At 55.9% G+C, this 26,757-nt stretch carries 20 protein-coding genes, 2 tRNA genes and 1 pseudogene; 13 read left to right on the top strand and 10 right to left on the bottom strand.

Annotated features, from left to right (window positions below; genetic code table 11):
• Positions 1–310: 310 nt before the first annotated feature.
• The 3 genes from ABWH92_RS15645 (at position 311) to ABWH92_RS15635 (ending at position 3,358) form a co-directional block, all read left to right on the top strand.
• On the top strand, positions 311–2,125 hold the full coding sequence (locus ABWH92_RS15645) for an ArnT family glycosyltransferase (protein WP_375569929.1): 1,815 nt from the start codon (positions 311–313) through the stop codon (positions 2,123–2,125).
• Between the two features lie 113 nt (positions 2,126–2,238).
• Positions 2,239–3,015 (top strand): glycosyltransferase family 2 protein, encoded by a 777-nt coding sequence (locus tag ABWH92_RS15640; protein WP_375569927.1) that lies wholly within the window; start codon positions 2,239–2,241, stop codon positions 3,013–3,015.
• A 7-nt stretch (positions 3,016–3,022) separates the two neighbouring features.
• On the top strand, positions 3,023–3,358 hold the full coding sequence (locus ABWH92_RS15635) for a lipid-A-disaccharide synthase N-terminal domain-containing protein (RefSeq protein ID WP_375569925.1): 336 nt from the start codon (positions 3,023–3,025) through the stop codon (positions 3,356–3,358).
• Between the two features lie 11 nt (positions 3,359–3,369).
• Here the strand turns inward: ABWH92_RS15635 and metC are convergent, their stop codons facing one another.
• On the bottom strand, positions 3,370–4,593 hold the full coding sequence (metC, locus tag ABWH92_RS15630; RefSeq protein WP_375569923.1) for a cystathionine beta-lyase: 1,224 nt from the start codon (positions 4,591–4,593) through the stop codon (positions 3,370–3,372).
• 161 nt (positions 4,594–4,754) lie between these two features.
• Between metC and ABWH92_RS15625 the strand changes: the two genes are divergently transcribed.
• On the top strand, positions 4,755–5,798 hold the full coding sequence (locus ABWH92_RS15625; RefSeq protein WP_375569921.1) for an amino acid ABC transporter substrate-binding protein: 1,044 nt from the start codon (positions 4,755–4,757) through the stop codon (positions 5,796–5,798).
• Between the two features lie 21 nt (positions 5,799–5,819).
• Here ABWH92_RS15625 and sseA read toward each other — a convergent pair whose 3' ends face one another.
• A complete protein-coding gene (sseA, locus tag ABWH92_RS15620; protein ID WP_375569919.1) occupies positions 5,820–6,683 on the bottom strand; it encodes a 3-mercaptopyruvate sulfurtransferase in 864 nt (287 codons plus the stop codon).
• A gap of 16 nt (positions 6,684–6,699) precedes the next feature.
• Entirely contained in the window at positions 6,700–7,443 is a 744-nt protein-coding gene (locus ABWH92_RS15615) for an alanyl-tRNA editing protein (RefSeq protein ID WP_375569917.1), read from the bottom strand.
• Positions 7,444–7,932: 489 nt separating this feature from the next.
• Between ABWH92_RS15615 and ABWH92_RS15610 the strand changes: the two genes are divergently transcribed.
• A complete protein-coding gene (locus ABWH92_RS15610) occupies positions 7,933–8,613 on the top strand; it encodes a ChrR family anti-sigma-E factor (RefSeq protein ID WP_375569915.1) in 681 nt (226 codons plus the stop codon).
• 109 nt (positions 8,614–8,722) lie between these two features.
• A complete protein-coding gene (locus tag ABWH92_RS15605; protein WP_375569913.1) occupies positions 8,723–9,508 on the top strand; it encodes an SDR family NAD(P)-dependent oxidoreductase in 786 nt (261 codons plus the stop codon).
• 6 nt (positions 9,509–9,514) lie between these two features.
• Here the strand turns inward: ABWH92_RS15605 and ABWH92_RS15600 are convergent, their stop codons facing one another.
• The 6 genes from ABWH92_RS15600 to ABWH92_RS15575 form a co-directional block, all read right to left on the bottom strand.
• Entirely contained in the window at positions 9,515–10,783 is a 1,269-nt protein-coding gene (locus tag ABWH92_RS15600; protein WP_375574268.1) for a class I SAM-dependent methyltransferase, read from the bottom strand.
• 72 nt (positions 10,784–10,855) lie between these two features.
• Positions 10,856–11,752 (bottom strand): DUF1365 domain-containing protein, encoded by an 897-nt coding sequence (locus ABWH92_RS15595; RefSeq protein WP_375569911.1) that lies wholly within the window; start codon positions 11,750–11,752, stop codon positions 10,856–10,858.
• Between the two features lie 54 nt (positions 11,753–11,806).
• Positions 11,807–13,135, bottom strand: a complete 1,329-nt coding sequence (locus tag ABWH92_RS15590; RefSeq protein WP_375569909.1) for an NAD(P)/FAD-dependent oxidoreductase — start codon at positions 13,133–13,135, stop codon at positions 11,807–11,809.
• A gap of 31 nt (positions 13,136–13,166) precedes the next feature.
• Entirely contained in the window at positions 13,167–14,645 is a 1,479-nt protein-coding gene (locus ABWH92_RS15585; RefSeq protein WP_375569907.1) for a cryptochrome/photolyase family protein, read from the bottom strand.
• 106 nt (positions 14,646–14,751) lie between these two features.
• Positions 14,752–14,827 (bottom strand) — tRNA-Asn (locus tag ABWH92_RS15580).
• Between the two features lie 82 nt (positions 14,828–14,909).
• Positions 14,910–14,983 (bottom strand) — tRNA-Cys (locus ABWH92_RS15575).
• Positions 14,984–15,233: 250 nt separating this feature from the next.
• Here ABWH92_RS15575 and ABWH92_RS15570 point away from each other — a divergent pair.
• The 4 genes and pseudogenes from ABWH92_RS15570 (at position 15,234) to ABWH92_RS15555 (ending at position 21,547) form a co-directional block, all read left to right on the top strand.
• Positions 15,234–15,908, top strand: a complete 675-nt coding sequence (locus ABWH92_RS15570) for a protein-L-isoaspartate O-methyltransferase (protein WP_375569905.1) — start codon at positions 15,234–15,236, stop codon at positions 15,906–15,908.
• A 228-nt stretch (positions 15,909–16,136) separates the two neighbouring features.
• The gene (locus ABWH92_RS15565) at positions 16,137–17,552 is read left to right on the top strand and encodes a TolC family outer membrane protein (RefSeq protein ID WP_375569903.1); all 1,416 of its coding nucleotides are present in this window, start codon (positions 16,137–16,139) and stop codon (positions 17,550–17,552) included.
• A 260-nt stretch (positions 17,553–17,812) separates the two neighbouring features.
• Positions 17,813–18,532 carry a PopZ family protein gene (locus ABWH92_RS15560; protein WP_375569901.1) on the top strand — a complete coding sequence of 240 codons (720 nt, stop codon included), beginning with the start codon at positions 17,813–17,815 and terminating at the stop codon, positions 18,530–18,532.
• 128 nt (positions 18,533–18,660) lie between these two features.
• Positions 18,661–21,547: pseudogene (locus tag ABWH92_RS15555) on the top strand (valine--tRNA ligase).
• Positions 21,548–21,598: 51 nt separating this feature from the next.
• Here the strand turns inward: ABWH92_RS15555 and ppk2 are convergent.
• Positions 21,599–22,552, bottom strand: a complete 954-nt coding sequence (gene ppk2 / locus ABWH92_RS15550) for a polyphosphate kinase 2 (RefSeq protein ID WP_375569899.1) — start codon at positions 22,550–22,552, stop codon at positions 21,599–21,601.
• A gap of 336 nt (positions 22,553–22,888) precedes the next feature.
• Between ppk2 and ilvD the strand changes: the two genes are divergently transcribed.
• The 3 genes from ilvD (at position 22,889) to ABWH92_RS15535 (ending at position 26,747) form a co-directional block, all read left to right on the top strand.
• The gene (ilvD, locus tag ABWH92_RS15545) at positions 22,889–24,613 is read left to right on the top strand and encodes a dihydroxy-acid dehydratase (protein ID WP_375569897.1); all 1,725 of its coding nucleotides are present in this window, start codon (positions 22,889–22,891) and stop codon (positions 24,611–24,613) included.
• Positions 24,600–25,511: a tetratricopeptide repeat protein gene (locus ABWH92_RS15540; protein WP_375569895.1), complete on the top strand. Its 912-nt coding sequence runs from the start codon at positions 24,600–24,602 to the stop codon at positions 25,509–25,511. The genes ilvD and ABWH92_RS15540 overlap by 14 nt, the downstream gene beginning before the upstream one ends.
• A gap of 153 nt (positions 25,512–25,664) precedes the next feature.
• Positions 25,665–26,747, top strand: a complete 1,083-nt coding sequence (locus ABWH92_RS15535; RefSeq protein ID WP_375569893.1) for an HD-GYP domain-containing protein — start codon at positions 25,665–25,667, stop codon at positions 26,745–26,747.
• Positions 26,748–26,757 lie beyond the last annotated feature (10 nt).

Below are 26,757 nucleotides of genomic sequence, written 5' to 3'. Positions count from 1 at the left end.
CAACGAAGAGCTTCTTCTGGCGATGGCCAAACCACCCAAAGACAACGAACCATCGACCAACACGCCAAAAAGCCCTCGCAAACCGAGAGCAAAAACCGCGTCCTCCGCCAAAACAACCTCTTCCAGCACTCGCTCAACTGGGAAGACGACGCCCAAGACGGTCGCTCCGGCACCCCGAGAAAGGCAGCTTGAAGCTCAGCCCTCTGCCCCCGTTTTTGCCTCTTCGATCACAGAAAGGGCCGCAGGCACAGCCGGCCTTTGGGCAGATCAGGAACGTGTAGGTGAGGCGGCCGGTACAACCGCGGTCTCGGTGCCTATCGCAGATCAGGCCCCGCAGGAAAGCGCGCAGGCTTTGTCTGAACTGCAACCCGCCGAGCCAACAACCCAAGAACAACAATCGCCGCCAAGCTGGCTTCCTCGGTGGGCTTGGGTGGACAGTTGGGCCGGCGCACTCGCACCGCTTTTTGATGGACTTGCACGCTTGCGAGTGGTTGGCGCTGTTGCCATCGCACTGGTTGCCATTTCAGCCTTTACGCCGGGTTTCACAACAATCCCGCCCATCGACCGTGATGAGTCGCGGTTTTCGCAAGCAACACGGCAGATGGTGGCAACGGGCGACTATGTGGAAATTCGTTTCCAAAACGATGCCCGCTATCAAAAACCCATTGGTATCTATTGGCTGCAATCAGCCGCCGTGACGCTCTATGGTGCTGAAGATGGCCAGGCCCCCATTTGGGTCTACCGCACTGTGTCATTTGCTGGCGCAGTCGCTGCAGCGCTTCTCGTCTACTGGTTAGCGTTGGGATTTGGCGCACCGCCGGTCGCATTTGCCGCTGGCCTGCTCGTGGCGCTGACCATTCTTTTGGGCGCAGAGGCACGCCTGGCCAAGACAGATGCGATGCTGTTTGCCACCATTCTTGTTGCCCAAGGGATCCTGGCGAAGGCATTTCTGGGCCGTCGCGACAGTTCGGTAAAATTCTGGCACGCTGGCTTGTTCTGGACCGCTGTTGCAGCGGGTATCCTGATCAAAGGTCCTATCCTGCCGATGGTGGTGGGCAGCACCGCCTTGGTTGCGAGCCTGTTTGAGCGGAAAATTGCTTGGCTAAGGCGTTTGCGCCCGGGCCTTGGCTTCATGTGGATGCTCATTCTCACACTGCCCTGGTTTATCGCCATCGGCATCACATCAGGCGGCGAGTTTTATGCTCAATCGATTGGCCGTGACCTGTTTGAGAAAATTGGTCAGAGCCGAGAACGACCGTTCGTGCCGCCGGGCGCCTATACCTTCGGCTTTTTCCCAACTTTGGGTTGGCCACTCGCGCCGCTTGCCTTCCTGGCAATTCCTTTCGCCATAGCCAGTTGGCGCGACAAGAGCACGCGTTTCCTGGTGGCTTGGATTGTCCCGACATGGGTGATCTTTGAGCTCTCAGCCACCAAGCTGCCGCACTACATACTGCCGATCTATCCGGCTCTGGCGATCTTAGCAGCGCGGATGATGGTCTATGAGAAGATACCGCAGGGCTGGTTGGCAGGTGTTGCCAAAGGCCTGTTTCTGCTCATCCCAGTCGCTGGAACGATAGGCTTGCCAATCGTTCTCTATGTTTATGGCGATAGCATCAGTCCATTTGGGGTTGCCGCTATGGTGCTTGGGCTTGTGCTGTTAATTGGCGCTTTCTTGCTCATTTGGCGTTCACACGCGCGCGCAAGTCTCGTACTCATCACCCTAGGCACGGTGTTCTTGTACTCTGGCGCTTTTGGGTTCCACGTTCCTGCCGCGCGAACCATCTGGGTCACGCCGCAGCTTGTGACGGCACTTGACGGTGTGCGCTGTGAAAACCCTGAGCTTGCCACGCTTGGCTACAATGAACCCAGCCTGGTCCTCATGACTCGAACAGATTTGAGAATGCTCGATTCTGCAGAGGCAGCTGCCGATTTCCTGGCTGAGGGCGGGTGCAGGGCCGCCTTTGTTGATGCTCCCTTTGTTGAGGGAATGTTTGAAGACCTTGCGCGCCTCACGCCAGAGGAGAGCACATCAGCGTCTACAGTTCGCCTGTTGGCGCGGGTCGAGGGTATCAACATCAATGGTGGGGATGAGCTGAACATGCATGTTTTTGCTGCAGGTGAATAACCCACACGCAGTGACCATTGGTGATGCCCCTCTTTCGCTTTCTCCCACAAAGCGCTAGGGAACCGGCTCTTGGGCACACGGTGCCGACATCTCTCCCAACCCACGGACCTCTCGTGCCAACGCCAAACACGTCCACCACTGCGCAGGGCCAGAAACTCTCGGTTGTCATCCCGTGCAAAAACGAAGCTGAGAATCTTCCAATTCTTATCGGCGAGATCGCGCAGGCACTCGTGGGCCGTGACTTGGAAATTCTTGTCATTGATGATGGATCAACCGACAACACCGCTGCCGCTGCGCTTGGGGCCGGGCAGAAGAGCGGTGCAGATGTACGCGTGTTGCAACATGCACAGTCGTCCGGCCAAAGCGCGGCGGTTCGCACCGGCGTCCAGTATGCCGTTGGCGACATCATCGTTTGCACCGATGGCGATGGCCAGAACGATCCTGCCTTCATGCCAGCTTTGGTTGATACTCTGTTGGATCGCGGCCCTGCCTTTGGCATGGTTGGTGGCCAGCGTGTGGGACGCAAAGACACCGCGATGAAGCGGTTTGCATCACGCTTTGCCAACAATTTGCGTGGCGCGATGCTGGCTGACAAGACGCGCGATTCAGGATGTGGGCTCAAAGCGGTGCGCGCCGATCTGTTCCGCCGCTTGCCCTATTTCGATGGATGGCACCGCTTTATGGCCGCGCTTGTCTTACGCGAAGGCTATGATGTTGATTTCGTCGACGTAATTGATCGCCCGCGCCAGTTTGGCGTTTCCAAATACGGCGTGTTTGATCGCGCGCTGATTGGCTCCATCGATCTGTTTGGCGTTTGGTGGTTGAAGCGTCGCCTTAAAAAACGCCCTGCGGTCAGCGAGATAGCTCCAGACAACACACCGGAAGGATAAGCCACACATGTTCGACGGGCTCATTGCTTGGTTTCAGATCGTTTTTGTCGATCAGTTCGACTGGTGGGTCGTGTGGGGGCTCGCGGCGCAATTCATGTTTATGATGCGCTTTGTGGTCCAATGGGTGGCCTCAGAACGGGCAAAACGGTCGATCGTGCCAATCCCGTTCTGGTTTTTCTCCATCGGCGGTGGGCTCATGCTGCTCACCTATGCGATTGAGCAGCAAGACCCCGTTTTCATTCTTGGCCAGTCGCTAGGCTTGCTTATTTACCTGCGCAACGTTTGGCTTATCTTTGCAGAGCGCCGTGCCGCCGCCCGACCTGAGGGCGACGCAGCCACGTAAGCGTTGGCCGCCTAGCCTGTCGGCAAGCCGGCAGCTTTGGCTGCTGAGGCCAAGTCGGCTTTCAAGTCATCAACGGTTTCAAGCCCGATTTGCAGGCGGATGGCAGGCCCACCCAACCAGGGACGGGTGGTGCGACAGTGCGAGAGCTCAGCCAGAACAGCTAAGCTCTCATAACCACCCCAAGAATAGCCAAGCCCAAAAAGCTCAACGGCGTTGAGCATTGCACGTCCTTGATCGCGCGTACCAGCAAGTTCAAAACCGAACAGTCCACTGGCGCGGCCTTTAAAAAGCTCCAGCCACAGCGCGTGGCCCGGGTCTGAGGGTAGGGCAGGGTGCATGACTTTGGTCACAAAAGGTTGTGCCTCAAGCCATCTGGCAATCTCCAGCGCCGCTTTTTCGTGCTGTTCCAAGCGAACCCGCAGCGAGCGCATACCGCGCAAGGTGAGAAAAATCTCTTCGGTACCTGCTTGAACACCCAACTGCTCTCGGGTGCGGTGAAGGTCAGGCCATGCCCTTTCACTGGCTGAGACTGACCCAATCAGCAGATCAGAATGTCCTGCAAAATACTTGGTCCCGGCCTGTATCGAGTAGTCAAATCCTGCAGGAACCGGCTTGTAGATAAGTGGTGTCGCCCAAGTGTTGTCGATCATGGTGATCACATTATGGGCCTTGGCCGCTGCAAGAAACGCATTGAGGTCTGGCATCTCAAAAGTGTTCGACCCCGGTGCTTCAGCAAAAAGCGCGCACCCACCGTCGCATGCCATGAGGTCGGCGATACCAGCGCCGATAAGTGGATCATAGTAGATGGTCTCAACACCAAGGCGCTTCAGCGTCCCATCGCAGAAGCGGCGGGTCGGCCAGTACACATTGTCTGGCACCAGCAAGCGCAGACCAGGCTTGGCAATGGCAAGAATGGGGATGGTCACAGCGGCCAAGCCGGACGGGACCAGCACGGTGCCCGCAGCATCTTCCAATGTGTTGATGGTATCAGCCAAAGCATCAATCGTTGGCGTGCCGTTTAGTCCATACGTGTATTTCGGTTTGTTGGTATCATCCGCATTGCGTGCTTCCATGGCTTCCACGCTGTCAAACAGCACGGTGGATGCGCGCACCACGGGTGTGTTCACAAACCCATGATAAGCGTGCGAATCGCGTCCCAGATGCGAGAGCTGCGTATCGATCCCTTTGGTGGACAAATCGGGCTTGGTCTTGCGCCCATTTTGCTCATCACTCACGGCTTGATCCTTTGTTTTTGTTCCATTTTGCTGGGAACGGGCCGTTTTTTGGCCTATCTTGTTCGCCACTGTCTGAAAGCTTTTGACAGGGGAGTGGAACGTGGCACAAGGGCGGTTGTGCGCGGTCTGCCTCTTTTCCTTGATGATGTACGAGTTTGGTCATGTTCTTCCCGCCCAAATCCTCCGGCAGGCATCTTTGTGCCTTTGTTGTTGCGAGCGCTTTGACGGCAACGGTGAGTGCCTCAGCCCAAGCCAGCTCTGCCCTGGATGATGTGCTGGCCAAAGGCTTCGTCCAATGTGGCGTTTCTGAAGGCCAGCCTGGATTTTCCAGCCAAGACGCCGACGGAACATGGCAGGGCTTTGATGTTGAGTACTGTCGCGCGGTAGCCGCTGCGGTTCTCGGCGACGCCGAGGCCGTGGAGTTCACCTCGCTGCCCGCCTCGCAACGCTTCGATGCGTTGACTGATGGCGATATCGACATTCTCTCACGCAATTCCACTTGGACGATGGCACGGGAGGTCAGCCGACCGGTGAGCTTTGTTGGTGTCAACTACTATGACGGTCAGGCTTTCATGGTCCGCCAGTCGATGGGCATCACGTCAGCGCTGGAACTCTCAAACACCACCATTTGTGCCAATGCAGGCACCACGACAGTGCTGAACGTGACCGATTTCTTTGAGTCACGCGGCATGCCTTTCGAGCTTGTGACCTTCGAAAACGTTGAAGAGGTGGTTGCTGCCTATGACTCGCAGCGCTGCGATGCATATGCGCATGACACATCAGGGCTGTTCGCGCAGAGGCTCAATCTCGTTGAGCCCGATGAGCATATCGTTCTGCCAGAAGTGATATCAAAAGAACCGCTGAGCCCGGCCGTGCGCGCTGACGACACGCAATGGTTCAATGTGGCACGATGGGTGCTGTTCGCGATGATCAATGCCGAGGAGTTCGGTCTGAACTCGCAGAATGTTGAAAGCTTTCGCGGCAGCGACAACCCAGCGATCGCGCGCCTACTGGGGGATGAAGGAGACTTCGGCACGATGCTCGGCGTTCGCCAAGACTGGGCATTTCAGGTGATCGCGCAGGTGGGCAATTACGGCGAAGTGTTCGAACGGACGATCGGTCTAGGCTCCGAGTTGGGGATAGGCCGTGGCCTGAATGAGCTTTGGTCGGAAGGTGGACTGATTTACGCCCCGCCCATTCGCTAGTAGGCGCTTCTTTTGCTGATTCTAGTCTCGGCCCGTTTCGACCGGCAGATCGTCTTTGCCACCCCATTCTGCCCATGACCCATCATAGATACGGACATCTCTCGCACCGCTAAGATCCAGCGCCAGCTTAAGTGTCACGGCAGAAACCCCTGATCCGCATGATGCGATAATCGGTGCAGTGAGATCGATCTGTTTGTCAGCAAACAACGCTTGCAAGGCCTCTGAAGACTTGAGGCGTCCCTCATCGATAAGATCGGAGAAGGGCAGCGAGCGCGCACCGGGCATGTGACCGGCCCGCAAACCGGGGCGGGGTTCTGGAATGGAGCCGTCAAATCGTCCCGCCGGACGTGCATCAACGATGTTGGTCATCGGGTCTGACGCTGCCTTCACCACAGTTTCCAAATCCGCGAGCGCTGACCCATCTAATCGAGCGGTAAAATGTCTTGGCGAGCGGCTTACCGGCTCGTCTGACAGCGCAAAACCAGCGTCCTGCCAAGCGGGCAGGCCGCCATCGAGCAAAAACACGGATCGTGCGCCCATGACTTTGAACATCCACCAAACACGCGGAGCGGAGAACAGACCGGCGCCATCGTAGACGACAAGCGTCATACCATCGCCAACGCCAAGCTTGCGCATGGCCGACGAAAACCGAACCTGATTTGGCATCATATGCGGCAGATCACTTGTGGGGTCCGATTGTGCGTCCAGATCGAAGAACACTGCGCCGGGGATGTGGCTCGCCTTGTATTCAGCTTGACCGTCTCTGGGTTCGCCATCACGCAGCATTGTGGGCAGATACCAGCTGGCATCGATCGGCAAGACATCTGGATGATCAATCCGCTCGTTCAGCCATTCTGGGGTGACAAAAACATCCTCACGGCGCATTGCTAACATCCTTGCGTTAAACGGCGTCTTCACTGGACAAGCGGATGCGGACACGCCGGTTCTGCTTGCCTTTGTTTTCTATCTTGCGGACTTCAACGGCGCCAATCTCGGCGGTGGATTGCACATGGGTCCCGCCGCAGGGCTGTAGATCAACATCTCCAATGCGTACCAAACGCACCTTGCCTGCGCCACGCGGTGGTTTCACGCTCATCGTCTTTACAAGGTCAGGCTGAGCATCCAGTTCCGCGTCGGTTATCCAATCCTGATCCACCGGGTGGTCACCTTCCACCAGCGCCTGCAATTGCTCAGTCAACGCTGTTTTGTCGAGTGGTCCATCGGCGATATCAAAGTCCAGTCTGCCCTCACCATCGCCGATTTGGCCACCTGTGACAGGGTAGGGAAGGACGACCGATAGCAGGTGCAAGGCCGTGTGTACGCGCATGAAACTGTAGCGCTGCGCCCAATCAATATGGCCGGTCATCGTATCACCCACAGATACTTCTTTAAGCGCTTCTGGCAACGGGTCATCGCCTTTGCGCAGCACCAAAAGAACGCTGTCGCGATCTGGTCCATAGCGAGTTGTGTGAACAGGCAGCATGTCACCGCTTGCAAGCTCCAGCTTGCCTTGGTCGCCTGGTTGGCCTCCACCTTGAGGATAGAAAACACTGCGTTTTACCAGAACGCCGTCATCATGCATGCCCACAAGGGGCAGGTCAGCGGTGCGCAGATATGAGTCGGATTGATAGAGCGCGTCGATCATTGTTTTTCCATCATGGCGAAGGTCCACAACGGTTTGATCAGAGCATGATGTAAATGGCAACGAAAGCGCGACATCCAGGCACACTTTGGCAAGCCTACGTGGGCAATCCGTCAGAATTATCGCCCGGATTGAGGCTTCCGGCACTCCTGCTTAGCTGGCACGTTAAAGGTGTGCTTGGAGTCGATTAAACCGGTTTGATGCTGAATTCTGATCCAATCTTTGAAAGAACGCGTAATCGGATTTGAGTGCCCACAATCTTTGCGGGAAGAGAAACGAAACCGGTTCAATTCAGGCTTTCATTTTTCTGAGTTGGTGAGTGGGTCGCCGCACATTGAGTGAGTTTTGGGACGGCGCTAAGTCTGTCCCGCGTAGTTTTAGGTAAGGCATCTTGCCGATTGATCTGAAGTGATAGCAATTTACGCTCGACGTGAAGATTGGGCGTTGTTGAAGTGAACAAAACCCTGGGCGACCAGGATTGAGAGATGAAGTGTGAACATTAACGCAACCCGTCAAAGCGACATGGTGTCAGGCCTTCTAGCGGAATATGCGCTGGGCGGTCTTTCAACCCCTGCCCGGGTGCTCGTTGAAAGCCATTTGGAGCTTTCGCCACACGCCGAACGCTGGCTGGACGATGTCCATGCCGTCGGTTCGACACTCGCTAGCAGTGCCGGCGAAACAGCAATGCCTCATAAGCCGCACGTGCTGGATCAGATTGAACCTGTGAACTTTAAGGACGGCGAAGCTGCGCTTCAGTCCGTCTTCGCAGCCATTGATGCTGATGAAACATCCAAGGGATCGTCTCCTAAAGCACTTGAGCAGTTTCTTGGTATGTCCGTAGCCGACGTGCCCTGGAAAAAGGTCATGCCCGGTCTGGCAGAGTATAAACTGCCGGATATGGAAGGCTCAGAGGTTAGCCTTCTCCGCATTGATGGCGGCAAAGCAATGCCTGTCCACACACACCATGGTTCGGAAGTGACACTGGTTCTGCAAGGCGGCTTTTCTGATGGTAACGGTCATTATGGCGTCGGCGACATTGCCTATGCAGATGACGATGTGAATCACAAACCGGTCGCCGATCCCGGTGAGGTTTGCATTTGCTTTGCAGTCGTTGATGCGCCGGTGGAATTGACTGGCCCGATTGGGCGTTTGATGAATTCTTTCATCCGTTAAGAAAAGCAATAATTTCTGCCAAAAAGGCGGTGTCGATTGAACTCGACGCCGCCTTTTTGCGTAGGAAGATCAAAGATCTCTCCCCCGTTTGCTTTGAGGATAGTGTTACATGGCCAAACCGCTCGTCTGGATCACTGGTGCAAGTTCCGGTCTTGGTCATGCCCTGTCCTTAGAGATGGCAAAGCGGGGCTACCGCTTGGCGCTCACCGCGCGCAAACGCGATGCATTAGATGCGCTCAAAGTTGAGATCGAAGGCCAGCAGGCCGGCGCGGAAGTCCATGTGGCTGAGGGTGATATCATTGACGCTCAGCGCATGGAGGCCATCGTGCAGGAGATGGATGCCTATGGTGGCATCGATATCGCTGCGCTCAATGCAGGTATCTACATTCCCGTTGATGCGACCAAACCTGATCTTGATGCGTTCCACAAAACCTTTGATGTGAACCTCAAAGGGACAGCCAACTGCGTTGTACCACTGATCAAGATGATGAAACCCAAGCGACAAGGGCAAATTGCATTGGTCGCATCAGTTGCAGGGTATTCTGGCCTACCCATGGCAGCAGCCTATGGTGCAACAAAAGCTGGCCTGATCAACATGGCTGAAGCGCTCCGCTTCGATACCGACCGCATGGGGATCACTATCCAAGTGATCAATCCAGGTTTTGTTGAAACGCCAGCGACAGACAACAATCCGTTTGAGATGCCGTTCTTGCTCAAAGTCGACGATGCAGCACGTCGGATGGCTGACGGCCTGCAAGCGAAGTCGTTTGAGGTTACCTTCCCCAAACGCTTCACCTATCAGCTGAAAGTCCTGCGTTTGCTACCGTTCGACATCTATCATTGGCTCGTATCACGCGCGACGAAATGGCATGGCAAGCCGCTTGATAAGAGCTAGCTGCGTTTAGCGTTCGTGACCGTACACCACTTGCCGCACATCAATGTTGCCAGCTTTAAAGCCAGCCTCACAATAGTGCAGATAGTATCGCCACAAGCGCTGGAACCGCTCATCAAAGCCCATTGGCGCGATCACATCCCATTTTTCCATGAACGTGGCGCGCCACTCTTTCAGGGTTCTCGCATAGTCCCGGCCAAAGATCAGTTCATTGGTAAGATCTAACCCGACAGATTTGCCCAACTCACGAAGATGCGTTGGTGTGGGAAGCATGCCGCCAGGAAACACATATTGCTGGATGAAATCAGTCGCCCGGCGATAGTGTTCAAAGTACTGGTCTTGGATCGTGATAATCTGCAATCCAGCTTTGCCACCCGGTTTCAAATGCTTCTTGAGCGTTTCAAAATAGGTTGGCCAATAGGCCTCCCCGACCGCTTCGAACATCTCAACGGAGACAATGCGATCGAACGTTCCTTTTTCATCACGATAGTCTTGGAAGACGATGTCGACTTGGTCCGTTAGGCTCTGTCGCTTCATCCGTTCAGTCGCAAAGTCATGTTGCTCGCGGCTGATGGTCAGGCCGCGAACATAAGCTCCGCGTTCCTTTGCCAGATACTCTGCAAAACCGCCCCAGCCGCACCCGATCTCCAGCACATTGTCGCCGGCCATAACGCCTGTCGCATCTGCCAATGCTTTATATTTGGCCCGCTGCGCGCTTTCCAAGTCATTGGCGCCGGTCTGAAACAGCGCCGAGGAGTACGTCATCGATGGGTCGAGCCATTGCTCGTAAAAATCATTGCCCAGGTCATAGTGCGCCGAAATATTGCGCTGGGCCTGACGTTTTGTGTTGCGATGCAGCCAGTGCTTCACGCGCATAACAAAACGCGCAATTGGATTGCCGTTTATGCGTTCGTGAATAATGCGCTCATTGTAGCAGAACAGCTCCAGGAACTGGGTGACGTCAGAAGATGACCAGTGGCCTTCAAAGAAGCTTTCCGCAACGCCAATATCTCCATGGCGGATCACGTCGCCGATGAAGTTGTAGGAATGGATTTCGAGGTCGGCCACCGGTTCTCTGCTTTGGCCTTCGATGCGAAAGCGCTCACCAGTCGGTAGCGTTATCGCAAGCGTTCCATGTTCCAAGCCAATCACAAAACCCAGCGCACGGCGCACTGCGCGCGGCAATTGCCGGGTCAGTTCAGCAAAGTTTTCCTGGGTAAGCGGTGTGTAATCGATCAAACGAAAGGGCGTGTTGGTGCGCTCCTTGCGCTCCGGCATGCTGCGATCAGCCATCATGTCGGTGCTCATATTCTCGTCCTCCTCAACTCATTCCTCGTACTTTGGGCCGGCTTAACGTGCCGAACGTGTTTGTGGCGGTGTCGACGCTCGCTTTGGTTCACCTTCCAACTCACCATCAGCAACGCTGAAAGATGGTGGTGCCGGCGGGCGATCTCTCAGTCTGATACCCTTCAACCAAAGGCGCAAGGCTTCGTAGTGAATGGCGCTAACCACCTTGGCGGTTAGAAACGGCACGCGCAACGCCTCGCTAAACAGCGTTCGTGTCGAGACTGGAACCAACTCGCCATGGAACGTGGCTGACAAAATGGGCCCTTTTGGGTCGTGTTCTAGAATGCGGATCGTGATCGTTTTGCTCGGTGGCTTCAAGTTGAAGTGGTAGCGCATGTCCATGTCCATCAGCGGAGAGACATAGAAAAGCTTGGCACGCGTTTGCCGCAAACCTGCCGGACCATGCTGTCCGGGCTCGACTTTGGCCACATAGGCATGTCGCTCGCCAAAGGTGTTGCGTACCTCATAAATGACGCCGACCAATTGATCACCATCATCGTAGGCGTAGTAGACCGAGAGAGGATTGAACACTGCACCAAGAATGCGAGGGTAGCAGAGCAGCATGATCTTCGCCGCGCGCGTCTCCAAACCTCCTTTGGCCAGCATCGCATCAGCCCAAGGGCGCAGTGCTGATCCATCAGCGGGCCCATGATCTTTGTCGTGCACAGAAAACAAGTTCCATCGGTTGTGCGACAGGACGGGGCTCAATCCGTCGATCTCATGCTGGCGGTCCAGGTCCATCAGCACCGAGTAGACCTGATAGCCAAAGCGGTGCGACTTGGGGCGCATGCGCTGATGCATCACCAGGCCGCGATAGAGCGTCAGTGGTGCGTCGGGCGGTGGCGTCACCGGTGACAGGGGCTGGGCAGTGTCGTGGCGTATGGGCTCAACGCTGTTCATGTCCAAAAGCTGGGACGCTGCTGCGTTTTCGTCAAGCAAAACTGATTATCGAACCTATTCAGCAGCTTGCACCGTGATGTCGCTCGCGCGTTCGAGCGGATCAAGAATCCCTTGGCGCCACGGTACATAGGCACCCAGACCCTCTGCTGCATTGAGGCCAGATCGTAGCCCATCTTCATGGAAGCCATAACCAGTCCAAGCCCCGGCAAACCAAATCCGTCCAGAGCCTTGTACATCTGGCAGACGTTTTTGCGCTGCCAGGGCTTTGGCATCGAACTGCGGATGGTCGTAGCTGGTGCGCAGAAAAACCTTCTCTGGATCGGGGGCTTTGGGTGGATTCAACGTGATGAAAAGCGGATAGGCTTTGTCGATGTTCTGCAGTTTATTCATCCAATAGGAAACCGAAACGCCTGCGCGCATTTCAGCGGTGCGTCCGCTCGACATGTAGTTCCATGCTGCCCAGGTTTTCTTTCGCTTGGGCATGAGCGCTTCGTCGCGGTGAAGATAGACATCGTTTGGTCGATACGACACGTCAGAAAGAAGAGATGCTTCGGCGTCTGAGGCGTCTTGCAGCATCTCCAATGACTGATCAGAGTGAGATGCCATCACCGCATAGTCATAGCGCCGCGTTTCGCCACTGCTGTCAGTGATGACGACGCTATTCGCCTCGCGGCGAACCTCGGTGACCTGGCGCCCCAACAGAACGCGATCGCCAAGCGGGCCAACGAGCTTTTTGACATATTCGCGGCTGCCACCAGTAACCGTGCGCCACTCAGGCGGCCGCAGCTCCAACAAGCGATGGTTGGCAAAAAACCGAACAAAGCTGGCGGCCGGGAAATCCATGATGTCGGCATCAGGCGTGGACCAAATGGCAGCGCCCATGGGCACCAAATAGTCTTCGATAAAACCAGCCGGGTAGCGCTTTGCTCGCAGATACTGGCCCAAGGAAAGCGTGTTCAATGCGCCGGAGTTGAGATCAGCCAGCGCGTTCTTGTTGAACCGGAAGATAGAGCGCAGCATGAGCAGAAAGCGTGGTGAGACCAAATTTTTGCGCTGTGCAAACACCGCATCCAGATTGTCGCCACACCACTCCAACGCGCCGTCACCCACGGAGATGCCCAAGCTCATATCGCTCCACTCGGTTGCCACACCAAGATGGGCGAACATCGCCGTCAGATCGGGGTAGTTGCGGCCATTGTAGACGATAAAGCCTGTATCAACGGCGATGTGTCGGTCACCATGGTGAACATCAACCGTTGCCGAATGACCACCGGGCGTCAGACGCTTCTCGTAGAGCGTCACGTCATGCCCTGCGAACGTGTGAAGCGCCCAGGCGGCAGCATTGCCAGAGATGCCCGACCCGATAACGGCAATGGATGTCATGAATTGTCTCGATTCTTGAAAGAGATGCGAACTAGGCAGCGTTTGGTGTTTCACTGAGCGACTTGAAGGCCTGCAAGGCCCTGTCGCGAGCGGTTTTGTGGTCAACAATGGGGTGCGGATAGGTCGAACCGAGCGTCATGCCAGCATCACGTAGGACATTGATCGGCGCTTCCCAGGGCTTGTGGAGATATTTCTTTGGCAGCTTGGCAACCTCCGGCACCCAACGGCGTGTGTAGGTGCCATCGCCGTCAAACTTCTCTCCCTGAAGGACTGGGTTGAAGATGCGAAAATAGGGGGCAGCGTCGGCACCTGATCCTGCAATCCACTGCCAACTGGCTGTGTTGTTGGCCGGATCAGCATCCACCAACGTGTCCCAGAACCAAGCTTCGCCGACGCGCCAGTCGGTCAGAAGATGCTTGACCAAAAAGGACCCGACAATCATCCGCACCCGATTGTGCATCCAACCGGTGTGCCAGAGTTCACGCATGCCAGCGTCGACGATTGGGTAGCCGGTTTGCCCATGCTGCCAGGCCCTTAACCGTTCAGCACCTTCCCCTGTCGTGTGATCAGCCCATGGAAAGTCATCGAACTTCGACTGATGGTTTGCTGAACCAAGGTCTGGGTAATGAAAGAGCAGATGATAGGAGAACTCGCGCCACAGCAGCTCCTGATGGAACTTGAAAATGGAATCGCGCGGTGCGTCTGCAATCTCGGCCGCATGCCAGACTTCTCGCGGCGAAATCTCGCCAAATCGCAAATGGGCTGAGAGACGTGTTGTTGCTTCGATGCCGGGCACGTTGCGATCATCAGGATACCCGGACAGCTTGTCCGTGATGAAGGAAGCAAGGTTAGCCCGGGCGCCCTCAGGGCCTGGCCGCCACATGTCCCGAAAGCCCGCCGCCCAATCAGGCTTCTTTGGAAGCAGGTTCAGGTCATCAAGCTCTAAGGAGTTGGCTTTGCCTGACCACTGCACAATCATTTCTGGGGCAGGGGTGGGTTGTCTCGGTGTGCCTGCTGCACGTGCAGCGCGCGAAAATGGCGTGAAAACCCGATAGGGACCACCAGACCCAGTTTGCACTGTCCAAGGCTCATGAAGGAGGTGCGCGTTGAAGCTTTCTGCCTCAATGCCGTTGCGTTTGAGCGTTGCTTTGATCTCTGTGTCTTGCGCAATGCCGCTGGCGGTATAGCGCCGATTCCAGTAGACGGCCTTCGCACCAGTCTCGCTGACCAAGGTCGGTACCAAGTCCGTCGCATCGCCAGCGCGAAGGATCAGTGAAACGCCAAGAGGCTCCAGCGATGTTTGAAGGGCCGCCAAAGCGTGGTGCAACCACCATAGGGAAGCGCCTCCTAAAGGTCTGTCTGCTTTCTGGTCTAAAACGTAAAAAGCAACAACTGGCGTGCCGCTAGAGGCAGCCTTTGCCAGCGCGGGATTGTCATCAACGCGCAAATCATCGCGAAACCAAACGATTGACGGCGGAGCAGAACTGTCGGGAGAAGGTTTGTTAGGCACCAACAATCACCATTGGGTCATCACAGCGGTTGTTGGCTCTACGAGCAAACGAACTGAATGGATCACGCAATGTGGACCATAAGCGTTTGATAATGATTGGAAAAATTGGCTCCCCGAGTAGGACTCGAACCTACGACCCAGCGATTAACAGTCGCTTGCTCTACCAACTGAGCTATCGGGGATCACCCAAGAGACCGGCGCTATACCAAAGGGTTTTGGAGTACGCTAGCCCCAAAACTCACCTTTGCGTGAGAAGTGTGGGGATGGAGGCCTCGCCCGGAATCGAACCGGGGTGCAAGGATTTGCAATCCTCTGCGTAACCACTCCGCCACGAGGCCTCGTGCAGGTCGGTTAGCAAGGCCCCCTCAACCTTGCAAGCGTTAAGAATACCAATGGTAATGAAAGGTGGATATTGTCTGAAACGGCAACAAAGCCATTTCCTACGATTGGTTGTGCTGCGGCCAAAAGACGAAGGCGTTCTATTCGCCTTCCATCTTGCTTTGCTTCGGCGCGACTTGCATAAGGTCACCGACACGAGATCCTGCGCGCCAGGCGCCTGCCAGCTTGGATTAGGAGAGGAACCGACATATGCCAACCGCCACCGCATCCATGACCGAACAACGCATCAAGATGGTCGACAACCAGCTGCGCCCCTTTGACGTTTTTCAGTATGATGTGTTGGCCGCGTTCTTGGAAATCCCGCGTGACATATTTGTTCCGCAAAACAAGCGAGCGTTGGCCTATAGCGACGCGGAAATCGAAGTTGCGGACGGAGACATCCTGCGCCGGATGATCCGACCGATGCATTTGGCGCGCATGGTTCAGTCGGCAGGGCTGACTCGTGACAGTGTCGTTCTCGATGTCGGCTGCCTGACCGGCTATTCCTCAGCGATTCTCTCACGCCTGTGTGGCTCCGTGGTTGCCTTGGAAACAAGCGATGCCATGGTGCGGCGGGCAACCGACGCGCTGTCCGAGGCGGATATTGATACTGTTGCCGTGTTGGAAGGACCGCTTGCCGACGGATATGCATCGGAAGGGCCTTTTGACGCCATTTTGCTTGGCGGTGCTGTGGACGAGGTGCCAGAAAAGCTGGTGGCTCAACTTCGCGAAGATGGTGTGATCATCGGGCCGCTCGGCTCGGGAGGTGCTGGCCGCGCCGTTTCGATCAAACGTGATGGTGACGGGCACACGGTCGTGCCGCTTTTCAACTGCTCAGCACCTTCGTTGCCCGGCTTTGAGCGCGAAGACGCCTTCACGTTCTAGCAGTCCGCCAAAGCATAGCCCGACGGGCTCAACCGTTGCTCATTTGCAGCAGCGGTGGATCAAATTGTTCACGTGTCAGCAGACGACATCACAAAATGTAAGTGCCACTTGCATGGGCTGATATCGAACCTTAACAAATCGTAAAGGTTGTTGCTGCTGGCCCATGGTAGGCGCACAGGCAAACGACTAGTGTGTTATCTGTAAAGCGTGTGGGCAGGCATTCCAAACATGAAAAGAACTTGGCGAACCACTGTGATGGCGGGCGCGACTGGCGCGGCGCTGGCGTTATGTGGGTCTATCGGTACGGCCAATGCAGAAACGTTAGCTGGCGCTTTGGCGCGTGCCTATCAGCACAATCCAGAATTGAACGCTGCCCGTGCTGGTGTCCGCGCGACTGATGAAGGTGTACCCCAAGCTCTGTCGGGTTATCGGCCGACGATAACCGGCGAGGCAAGCGTTACAGCCAGTCAGATATCTCGCAGGCTTGACGGCACGCCTAACTCTAGTTTTGGCACCACAACCTCAACCGCAACGCTGACTGTTGTGCAGCCTCTTTTCAGGGGTTTTCGAACACAGAATGCCGTTGCACAGGCTGAAGCTGGTGTTGCTGCTGCCCGCGCAGGTTTAGAGAACACCGAGCAGAATATTTTTGTATCGGCAACGCAGGCTTACATGGATGTCCTGGCTGATCGGGCGATTCTGTCGCTGCGTCGGCAAAATGTCGGTTTCTTGGAAGAGCAGGTACGCGCAGCCCAAGCGCGCTTTGATGTTGGCGAAGGCACACGCACTGATATCGCTCAATCCAACGCCCGCCGGGCCTTCGCTCTGGCGCAAGTCAGCTCCGCACAAGCATCTCTCACTGCTTCCAATGCGGTGTATCGACAGGTTATTGGTACTGATCCTGGTCAGTTGGTCACACCAAGCCCCTTCACCAATGGTATCCCGAGCACGCTTCAGGGCGCATTGGACAATGCGCTGACCACGCACCCAGCAATTGTTGCAGCACGAGCCAACATCGATGTCGCGCAGAGCGCTGTTGCGTTGGCCGAAGGGGAGTTGTTGCCCGAACTCAACTTGGTCGGTAACGCCGAGCGTTCGTGGACAGAAGGGGGAACCCAAGCTGGCGGCCCCAATGATTCACTCTCGGCTACCTTGCGCTTGACCGTGCCCATCTACCAAGGCGGTCGCGCTACATCCACAGTGCGCCGCGAGATTGAAACGCTGGGTCAGCGTCGTCTTGAGCTTGATGTGGCACGCGAACAGGTTCGCGCTGCAATCTATGCAGCGTTTGGTGGACTGGAGGCTGCGCGCGCACAAATTGATGCGTCCAATGCGCAAGTATCCGCCGCACAAGTGGCTTTGGCTGGCACGATTGAAGAGCAACGGGTGGGCCAACGCACCACCTTGGATGTTTTGAACACACAGGACGAGCTGATCACCGCGCGTATTGCAGAGATTAACGCGCGTCGCGATTTGGTGGTTGCGTCCTACTCGCTGGCTTCAGCCTTGGGCCGCTTATCTGCCGAAACGCTTGGTTTGCAAGTCGCTCGCTACGACCCGGTTGAACATTATGATGCGGTTCGCGACCAATGGTACGGCTTGCGCACGCCCGACGGGCGCGGCGGTGTCATCTTTGGCGACTGAGCCCAATTATAACTGAGGCCGCCCTGAAACCCCCGCTTGACGGGGATTTCAAGCCCATGGTTAACGGTTCGTTAAGCGCTTTCCCCCAGAAAAAGCATACGGGATTGGCAATTGATTGGCATGGCTGAACGCTGCGCTGTGTCATAATGCAATCGAATCAAGTCGGTTTGCAGCCTTCGCTGTCCTTGTAGGCCGAAGTCGGTCGGAGCTAGGGGCGTAGAGCATGGCTGGAAATCTTGGGTATTGGGAAGCGGTGCGCAATGTCTAAGTCCAGCGCGAATGCCGAACCTTCGATGGAAGAGATTTTGGCATCCATTCGCCAGATCATCTCAGATGACGAGCCGGAAACGCCGGCCGATGATGAGTCGCCGGAAGCGTCGGCCGACGCTGAGCCCGAGCTTGAAAGCGCTGATGATGAGGTAATTTCCGAAGCTGACCTCGATGCGCTGTTTGCCGATCCTGCACCTTCTGAACCAGAGCCAGAGCCCGAAGAAGACGTATCTGACGATGTGGACGAGGGCTTTGCTGCAGTAACAGCTGAACCTGATGCTGAAGCAGAAGCGGGGTTAGAAGAGGATGAAGATGTCCTTGATCTTGCTTCCATGGCTGATCCATCGGCTAACATGTCCGATGAGCCGTTCGACCCGCCTGAGGATCTCGATTTTGCTGAACCCGAACCTGAGCCGGACCCCGAGCCAGAGCCAGTGGTTGCTGCACCTGATCCCGATCCTGTGGTGCATGAACCGCTAGCCCCTGCTGCGCCGCTGCTCTCGCAACAAACCGACAGCGCCGTTTCATCGGCATTTGCCGACCTAGCTTCAACGATGCTTTCTGGCAACGCTCGCACGCTGGAAGATTTGGTACAGGACATGCTCAGGCCAATGCTGAAAAGCTGGCTTGATGAAAATCTTCCTACCATGGTCGAGAAGATGGTGCGCGAAGAGATTGAACGTGTGGCGCGTCGCGGCCCCCGCCCTTAGTTCACACTCCATCAATGCCTTCTAGCAGGGCCGGTTCCGGTTGACAGCAACCTCACCAAGCGCCTTTAACGAGCGCACAGACGCCCGCGTGCGCCAGACCCCCTATTTTTGACATGTGACGAACCGCCATGACGATGGAAAAAACCTTTGCGCCCGCCGATATTGAGGCGCGCATCAGCAACATTTGGGATGAAGCCAAAGCCTTCAGCGCAGGTGCCGGCGCCCGCGATGGAGCTGACAGCTTCAGCATCGTCATCCCTCCGCCCAACGTGACCGGTTCCCTGCATATGGGCCACGCGCTCAACAACACGTTGCAGGATATTCTGGTCCGGCAAAAACGCATGCAGGGTTTCGACGTTCTATGGCAGCCCGGCACCGATCACGCTGGCATTGCCACTCAGATGGTGGTGGAGCGTGACCTTGCGTTGCGTCAGATTCAGCGTCGCGATCTGACGCGTGAGGAGTTCTTGAACCATGTTTGGTCGTGGAAGAACGAGTTCTGGCGGTACGATCATCAATCAGCTCAAACGCTTGGGTGCCTCGTGTGACTGGTCGCGTGAGCGTTTCACGATGGATGAGGGCCTGTCCAAAGCGGTGCTGAAAGTCTTTGTTCAGCTGCATCGCGAAGGGTTGATCTACAAAGACAAACGGCTTGTGAATTGGGACCCTCAGTTTGAGACCGCGATCTCAGACTTGGAAGTGGAGAACATCGAAGTCGATGGCCATATGTGGCACTTCAAGTACCCACTGGCCGGTGGTGAGACCTACGAGTATGTGGAGAAGGATGAGGATGGCAATGTCACACTGCGTGAGACGCGTGACTACATCTCCATTGCAACCACGCGCCCTGAAACCATGCTGGGGGACGGCGCTGTTGCTGTTCACCCTACCGATGAGCGTTACGCGCCTATTCTCGGCAAGCTGTGTGAAATCCCCGTTGGTCCAAAAGAGCACCGACGTCTCATCCCTATCATCACCGATGATTACCCTGATCCGGACTTCGGCTCAGGTGCGGTGAAGATTACCGGTGCCCACGATTTCAACGACTATGCTGTGGCGCGGCGCAACAACATTCCACTCTATCGGTTGATGGATGTGAAAGGTGCGATGCGCGCCGATGGTGAGCCTTATGCGCGTGAAGCGGAGAAGGCAAAAGCCATTCTCCAAGCCGGTGGCGAGCCTGATAAGTCCGAGGTCGATCTCATCAATCTCGTGCCTGATGAGTATCGCGGCATGGATCGTTTTGATGCGCGCAAGAAAGTCATTGCCGACATCGACGCTGAAGGCTTGATGATCGAAGTCGAAGACAAGCGCATCATGCAGCCCTTTGGCGACCGCTCGAAGGTGGTCATCGAACCAATGCTGACCGACCAATGGTACGTGGATGCCAAAACGCTTGCAGCGCCAGCTTTGGCGTCGGTGAAAGACGGCAGCACCAAGTTCGTGCCAAAGAACTGGGAAAAAACCTATTTCGAGTGGATGGAAAACATCGAGCCTTGGTGCATTTCGCGCCAGCTCTGGTGGGGCCATCAGATTCCGGCTTGGTATGGGCCGGACGATCATATCTTCGTGGCTGAAGACGAAGAGGTGGCGCTCGATATGGCTGTTCAGCACTATCTTGCGCATGAAGGGCCGTGGAAGGCCTGGGTCGAAGAAAAGATGAACGATTTCAAGCCGGGAGAAATTCTTCGGCGTGATCCAGACGTTCTCGATACATGGTTTTCGTCTGCTCTATGGCCGTTTTCAACACTCGGCTGGCCCGACGAAACGCCGGAGCTTGATCGCTACTATCAGACCGACGTTTTGGTGACCGGTTTTGACATCATCTTCTTCTGGGTTGCTCGGATGATGATGATGGGGTTGCACTTCATGGAGGATGAGCATGGTGAGCCGGTCGAGCCATTCCACACCATCTACATCCATGCGTTGGTGCGCGATGAGCACGGGCAAAAAATGTCGAAGTCGAAAGGCAACGTGCTCGATCCATTGATTTTAATCGATGAGTACGGCGCCGATGCCGTGCGCTTCACTCTGGCTGCGATGGCCGCGCAGGGCCGTGATATCAAGCTTTCAACGCAACGCATTGGCGGCTATCGCAACTTTGCAACGAAGCTTTGGAACGCTGTGCGTTTTGCGCAGCTCAATGGCGCTGAGCACCAGGCAGACTTTGATCCCGCCGCTGTTAAAGAGCCCGTGAACCAATGGGTTTTGACGGAGGCCGCGCGTGCCGTCGCTGAGATTAATGATGCACTTGAGGGCTATCGGTTCAACGACGCCGCCGGGGCGGCCTACAAGTTTACGTGGAACCTTTTCTGCGATTGGTATTTGGAGCTTCTGAAACCAACGCTGAACGGTGACGATGGTCCAGCAAAGGATGAAGCGCGCGCAACAATGGCTTACGTCATTGATGCGATCTTGGCCTTGCTACACCCCTTCATGCCGTTCATTACTGAAGAGCTTTGGTCGGAGACGGAAGGCGCGCATGGTCGTGAAAATGTTCTGGCGCTCTCGTCTTGGCCGACGCTTGCTTATGAGAACGAAACGGCAGCAGCTGACCTCAACTGGGTGATCGACCTGATCTCCCAGACGCGGTCTGTCCGCTCAGAGATGAACATTCCTCCGAGCGCCAAACTGTCTGCCGTGTTGGTTGGAGCCAGCGATACCACCAAGGCGCGCCTGCAGAGCCAGTCAAATGTGTTGGAACGCGTCGGGCGTTTTGAAACCATTGCGCTGGCCGACACGACCCCGGAAGGCTCAATTCAGCTGGTTGTTGGCGAAGCCACGCTTTGTCTGCAGTTGGGCGATGTTATTGATCTGGATGCCGAGCGCGCGCGATTGGCCAAAGAAATTGATCGGCTCGATGGCGAAATCGCGCGTATCGACAAGAAACTGAGCAATGAAAAGTTCACGGCTCGCGCTCCTGAAGAGGTTGTTGCCGGTGAACGCGAAAAGCGTGCTGGTTACGAGGCAGAAAAAAGCCAGGTGCAAGAAGCATTGAGCCGATTGCCATCGTAGCGTAGGCCCAAACATAACCATCCCGGCAAAACGCCGGGATGGCTTCTTTTCCTAGGCCACCCCATTGGGGTGAAGGGCTTTGCCCAAAATGTGATCATCGCGCCGGATCACGTGCGCTGAGTGGCCAACGATCAGTGGATCAGGTCCACGTGCAACGTCACGGCTTTTGTCCGGGTAGGGCAGGGACGCCAAGAAGTGCCGCATGCAATTGAGACGGGCACGTTTCTTGTCGTTTGACTTCACAACGGTCCACGGCGCGTCAGCGGTGTCGGTGTAAAAGAACATTGCTTCCTTGGCTTCGGTGTAGTCATCCCATTTGTCGAGCGATGCTTTGTCGATAGGGGATAGTTTCCACTGCTTGAGCGGATCAAGCTCGCGGGATTTGAAGCGACGCAGTTGTTCCTCTTGGCTCACCGAGAACCAGTACTTGAACAGGCGAATACCAGAGCGCGTGAGCATCTGCTCGAACTGCGGTGTTTGGCGCATGAATTCCAGATATTCCGCAGGCGAGCAGAAGCCCATGACTCGTTCAACCCCAGCCCGGTTGTACCATGAGCGGTCGAACATCACGATTTCACCGGCTGCCGGCAAGTGCTCAATGTAGCGTTGATAATACCACTGGGTGCGCTCACGCTCAGTCGGTTTGGACAAAGCAACAACGCGCGCTGTACGCGGGTTCATATGCTCCATATACCGTTTGATCGTGCCGCCTTTACCGGCTGCATCACGACCTTCAAACAGCAAAACAATACGCTGTCCGGTTTCCTCAACCCAACGCTGGACCTTGAGAAGTTCAACCTGAAGTTCGGCCTTGTTGGTCTCATAGGTGTGCCGACGCATCTTGTTTTTGTAGGGATACTCACCAGTTTCAAACAGACGTCGAATGCTTTCCGGGTCGTTCTTGTCCGGTGGCGACTGTTCTGTGACAGCCGGGGTGATAGCGCCTGCTGGGTCGGCCCCGTTGGGTTGAACAGGTGCGATCGTTTCGCTTGGTGTTTGGCTCATATTGTCCCTCGATCTGTCAGGCTTTTGGCACACTAAAGGTTGCAGCAACGCATAAGTTCGCCTGCTCTGCCATGATCCGTCTCAAATCTGGGACAAGTAACCATAAACACCAGCTTTGTTGTTTCGTTGATGGTGAACGACCGGCAAACAGGCGAATGTGACCCAAACGCAACAGCGCTTGCAATTGCTCTGCCCTAAGAAGAGAGGCAGGCGAGTTTGCCCCCTTTTGGCCCAACTTCGCGCGGACAGCCTCTGCACAACGAGCGCAGCAGGCGGCTGATCGGGTTTTCGGGATCGCCTTGCAATGGAACACTACCGCTCGTGGGGAATGCATTTATGGACGCCAAAGTCTTCGACAAATCAAAGTTGCCAAGCCGTTATGTGACCTCTGGGCCACAGCGCGCGCCGCATCGATCCTATCTTTACGCGATGGGTTTGTCGCAAGAACAGATTGGCCAACCGCTTGTTGGCGTCGCGTCCTGTTGGAATGAAGCAGCTCCCTGCAACATTGCGCTCATGCGTCAAGCGCAGGCGGTGAAGAAGGGTGTGGCAACAGCCAACGGTACGCCCCGCGAATTTTGTACCATTACCGTGACTGATGGCATCGCGATGGGTCACGAGGGCATGAAGTCGTCGCTCGTGTCGCGCGATGTGATCACCGACTCGGTGGAACTGACAATGCGTGGCCATTGCTATGACGCGCTCGTGGGTTTGGCGGGCTGCGACAAGTCTCTGCCTGGCATGATGATGGCAATGGTACGCCTCAATGTACCGTCGGTGTTCCTCTACGGCGGATCAATTCTGCCTGGCACCTTCAAAGGCCGTCAGGTCACGGTTCAGGACGTCTTTGAAGCTGTTGGAATGCACTCGGTCGGAAAAATGTCCGACGAGGACTTGGAAGAGTTGGAGCAGGTTGCCTGTCCATCGGCCGGCTCGTGTGGGGCCCAATTTACCGCCAACACCATGGCGACCGTGGCCGAGGCCATCGGTTTGGCATTGCCTTACTCTTGCGGCGCGCCCGCGCCGTACGAAATTCGCGACAGGTTCTGCGCTGCTGCCGGCGAGAAAGTGATGGAGCTTCTTGCTCGCAACATTCGCCCACGTGACATCGTCACGCGTGAGGCACTGGAGAACGCAGCGACTGTCGTTGCAGCTTCCGGTGGTTCAACAAACGCAGCGCTCCATCTTCCAGCCATTGCCAACGAAATCGGCATTGACTTCGATCTTTTTGACGTTGCGGAAATCTTTAAGAAGACACCTTACATCGCTGATCTCAAGCCTGGCGGCAAATACGTTGCCAAGGACATGTTTGAGGTTGGCGGGATTCCACTCTTGATGAAGACGCTGCTCGACAACGGGTTTTTGCACGGCGACTGCATGACCGTGACCGGTCGAACCATGGCAGAAAACATGGAAAGTGTTGAATGGAACGATGACCAGGATGTCGTCTATCCCGCCAACAACCCGATCACGCCGACAGGCGGCGTTGTTGGACTTTCCGGCAATCTGGCGCCTGAAGGCGCGATTGTAAAAGTTGCTGGAATGAGCAACCTGAAATTTAACGGTCCTGCGCGATGCTTTGACTCCGAAGAGGAATGTTTTGAAGCGGTTCAAAACCGCTCCTACAAAGAAGGCGAGGTACTCGTGATCCGCTACGAGGGACCAGTCGGCGGGCCAGGCATGCGCGAAATGCTTGCCACAACGGCGGCGCTTTATGGCCAAGGCATGGGTGACAAAGTGGCGCTCATCACTGATGGCCGCTTCTCTGGCGCAACACGTGGCTTCTGTATCGGCCATGTCGGTCCCGAAGCTGCTGTTGGCGGCCCTATTGGGCTTCTGGTTGATGGCGATATGATTTCGCTCGATGCAGTCGAAGGCACAATCAGTGTCGATCTGACTGATGACGAACTGGCTGAGCGCAAAAAAGCCTGGAAACCGCGCGAAACTGACCACACTTCGGGCGTGCTTTGGAAATACGCTCAAACCGTTGGCCCCGCACGAGATGGCGCTGTAACGCACCCCGGCGGCAAGGCTGAAAAGGTAACCTATGCTGACATCTAATGCCCTTCATCGTTTGCGCACGTACCGTGTAAACGTAGCCTCCCGTCTTTCAGTGCTCGCCCTTGGGCTGGCGCTGGGTTTCGGTGCGGCTGGCGCGGTGGCGCCAGGGGCAGCGCATGCGCAAACCTCACCTGCCGATGCTTGGATCGACGATCCACGCGCAGCCTTTGCTGCTGGAACATCCGCCTACTACTCTGGTGATGTACAAACAGCGCTTCAGGCCCTTGAAGCTGCTGCTGAGGGCGGTCACGCTGTGGCACGCTGGAAGCTTGCACGCATGTATGCGGCTGGTGACGGTGTGGCAGAGGATGATGCGCGCGCGTTCACTTACTTCTCCCAAATCGCCAATGCGCATGCAGAAGACCGTCCAGATACACCGCGTGCCAGATTTGTGGCCAACGCGTTTGTTGCTATCGCGGGCTATTACAACAGCGGTATTGGTGGTGTTCTCTCGCCAGACCATACCCGCTCACGTCAAATTTTTTCCTATGCGGCTTCGTACTTCGGTGATCCCGATGCGCAGTATCATCTTGGGATGATGCTGCTGCATGGAGAGGGTGGCGCAGTGGATGTTCGTCAGGCTGGTCGGTGGTTGCGCTTGTCGGCTCTTAAAGGCCATGTGGACGCGCAGCTTGCCCTAGGAGAGCTTTTGTATGCTGGTGCTGATGGCATGCGTGCCAGTCCGGCTGACGGCTTAAAATGGCTTCTTATCGCTGGTGAATTTGCTCTGACATCTGATGAAGATCAGCACGTGCGAACCGTTCAGGAGCGCTACTTTGCCATCGCCAACACTGACTTACGCGCTCGTGCTCTACAGATGGCTGAAGAGTGGCTCACCAGCCCGGACGGTTTGGCTGTGCTTCATGCCCGTCGTGCTGAAGAAGTGGCAACTCAGTAGAGTTTGCATGCCGCAACGGCAACTTAAGAGCCAGATGATTTTCGCTACCTAAAGGCGTAACAGCCCATCAGGGTTAACCCTTCCATTACCGAGAGTCGGTATCTCTAAACGCTGCGCAACCATAAGCGCGTGGCGAATGGGATAGACCTGCCTATGAAGATTTTGGCTCTGACGGACGGCGCTGTGAAATCGGCGACGGCGCTCGATGCCTTCGATGGCAGGACGCAGGTGGATATGCACGTCCCGCTTGCTCCTTTGCCTGAGGTCATGGCCAAGCCTGACATTGTCATCATGTCGTTCGTGGACTTTCCCGAATACGGGATGAAGCCACTGCTAGAATGGCTTGAAAAGCACGACTTGGCCCACAAGCCCCGCATATTGTGCATGCCCAAAAGCGTCGCACGCCAGTTCTCAGCATCAGTACGCTTGTTCGCTGACAAGCTGCTACCATTGCCGGTGCGCGCGGATGTAATGTTGGATGAGGTTGAGCGCATGGACACGCGCTTACCTCAAATCCGTAAGCAGGCTCGCAATGAAACTGCGGCGACGGTTCAAAGCACAGCGCGCAAGTTCCTCAGCGCCTTCTCTGCCGACAATGGCGACGAAGCCACCACTGTGCTTGCACTGAGCGCTGCAACCAAGGATGTCTGCGCAGCGCTTGATGCCGATGGGTTGAGCAAATGGCTCGAGGGCGTGGAAAGCTATCATTCATCCACCGCACGCCACTGCATGGCTGTCGCGGGTTTTGCGTCAATCTGGGCCAATATGTTGGGCGTGAAAGACAAGGATTTACACCTCTTCACACGCGGAGCTTTGCTTCACGATATCGGCAAGATGCGCATTCCGCTGGACATTTTGGATAAACCTGGCCCTCTGACGCCTGAAGAGCGGAAGATCATTGAGACCCATCCCGAAGAGGGCAAGCGTATCCTTGAGGCTGGCGACAACACAAACGCGATGATCGTCGACTTTGCCTATTCCCATCACGAACTGCTTGATGGCTCGGGCTACCCGCGCGGTTTAAAGGGGTCTGAAATCAATGACATGGTGCATTGCCTAACGATTATTGATATGTACGCGGCCCTCATCGACAAACGCTCTCACACGACCCCGATGCAGCCGAGAGAGGCTTACGCTTATCTCCAGTCGATTCCAGAAAAGCTAGACAAAGGTCTGGTAAGCGCGTTTGGCCCGGTGGTTGATGCACATATGGAGTTTGAAATGGCCGCTGCCTAGCAGCCTGTTT

The sequence above is a fragment of the Ahrensia marina genome (genome assembly GCF_042140245.1).
Taxonomy (GTDB): domain Bacteria; phylum Pseudomonadota; class Alphaproteobacteria; order Rhizobiales; family MH13; genus MH13.
The sequence above is the reverse complement of the archived record's forward strand: the minus strand, read 5'-3'. Positions and strand labels throughout refer to the sequence as shown.

Coding starts and splice junctions, on each gene's coding strand:
- ABWH92_RS15635 (WP_375569925.1), top strand. CDS start 3,023: ATGTTCGACGGGCTCATTGCTTGGTTTCAGATCGTTTTTGTCGATCAG.
- ABWH92_RS15625 (WP_375569921.1), top strand. CDS start 4,755: ATGTTCTTCCCGCCCAAATCCTCCGGCAGGCATCTTTGTGCCTTTGTT.
- sseA (WP_375569919.1), bottom strand. CDS start 6,683: ATGCGCCGTGAGGATGTTTTTGTCACCCCAGAATGGCTGAACGAGCGG.
- ABWH92_RS15615 (WP_375569917.1), bottom strand. CDS start 7,443: ATGATCGACGCGCTCTATCAATCCGACTCATATCTGCGCACCGCTGAC.
- ABWH92_RS15605 (WP_375569913.1), top strand. CDS start 8,723: ATGGCCAAACCGCTCGTCTGGATCACTGGTGCAAGTTCCGGTCTTGGT.
- ABWH92_RS15600 (WP_375574268.1), bottom strand. CDS start 10,783: ATGCCGGAGCGCAAGGAGCGCACCAACACGCCCTTTCGTTTGATCGAT.
- ABWH92_RS15595 (WP_375569911.1), bottom strand. CDS start 11,752: ATGAACAGCGTTGAGCCCATACGCCACGACACTGCCCAGCCCCTGTCA.
- ABWH92_RS15590 (WP_375569909.1), bottom strand. CDS start 13,135: ATGACATCCATTGCCGTTATCGGGTCGGGCATCTCTGGCAATGCTGCC.
- ABWH92_RS15570 (WP_375569905.1), top strand. CDS start 15,234: ATGCCAACCGCCACCGCATCCATGACCGAACAACGCATCAAGATGGTC.
- ABWH92_RS15565 (WP_375569903.1), top strand. CDS start 16,137: ATGAAAAGAACTTGGCGAACCACTGTGATGGCGGGCGCGACTGGCGCG.
- ABWH92_RS15560 (WP_375569901.1), top strand. CDS start 17,813: ATGTCTAAGTCCAGCGCGAATGCCGAACCTTCGATGGAAGAGATTTTG.
- ppk2 (WP_375569899.1), bottom strand. CDS start 22,552: ATGAGCCAAACACCAAGCGAAACGATCGCACCTGTTCAACCCAACGGG.
- ilvD (WP_375569897.1), top strand. CDS start 22,889: ATGGACGCCAAAGTCTTCGACAAATCAAAGTTGCCAAGCCGTTATGTG.
- ABWH92_RS15540 (WP_375569895.1), top strand. CDS start 24,600: ATGCTGACATCTAATGCCCTTCATCGTTTGCGCACGTACCGTGTAAAC.
- ABWH92_RS15535 (WP_375569893.1), top strand. CDS start 25,665: ATGAAGATTTTGGCTCTGACGGACGGCGCTGTGAAATCGGCGACGGCG.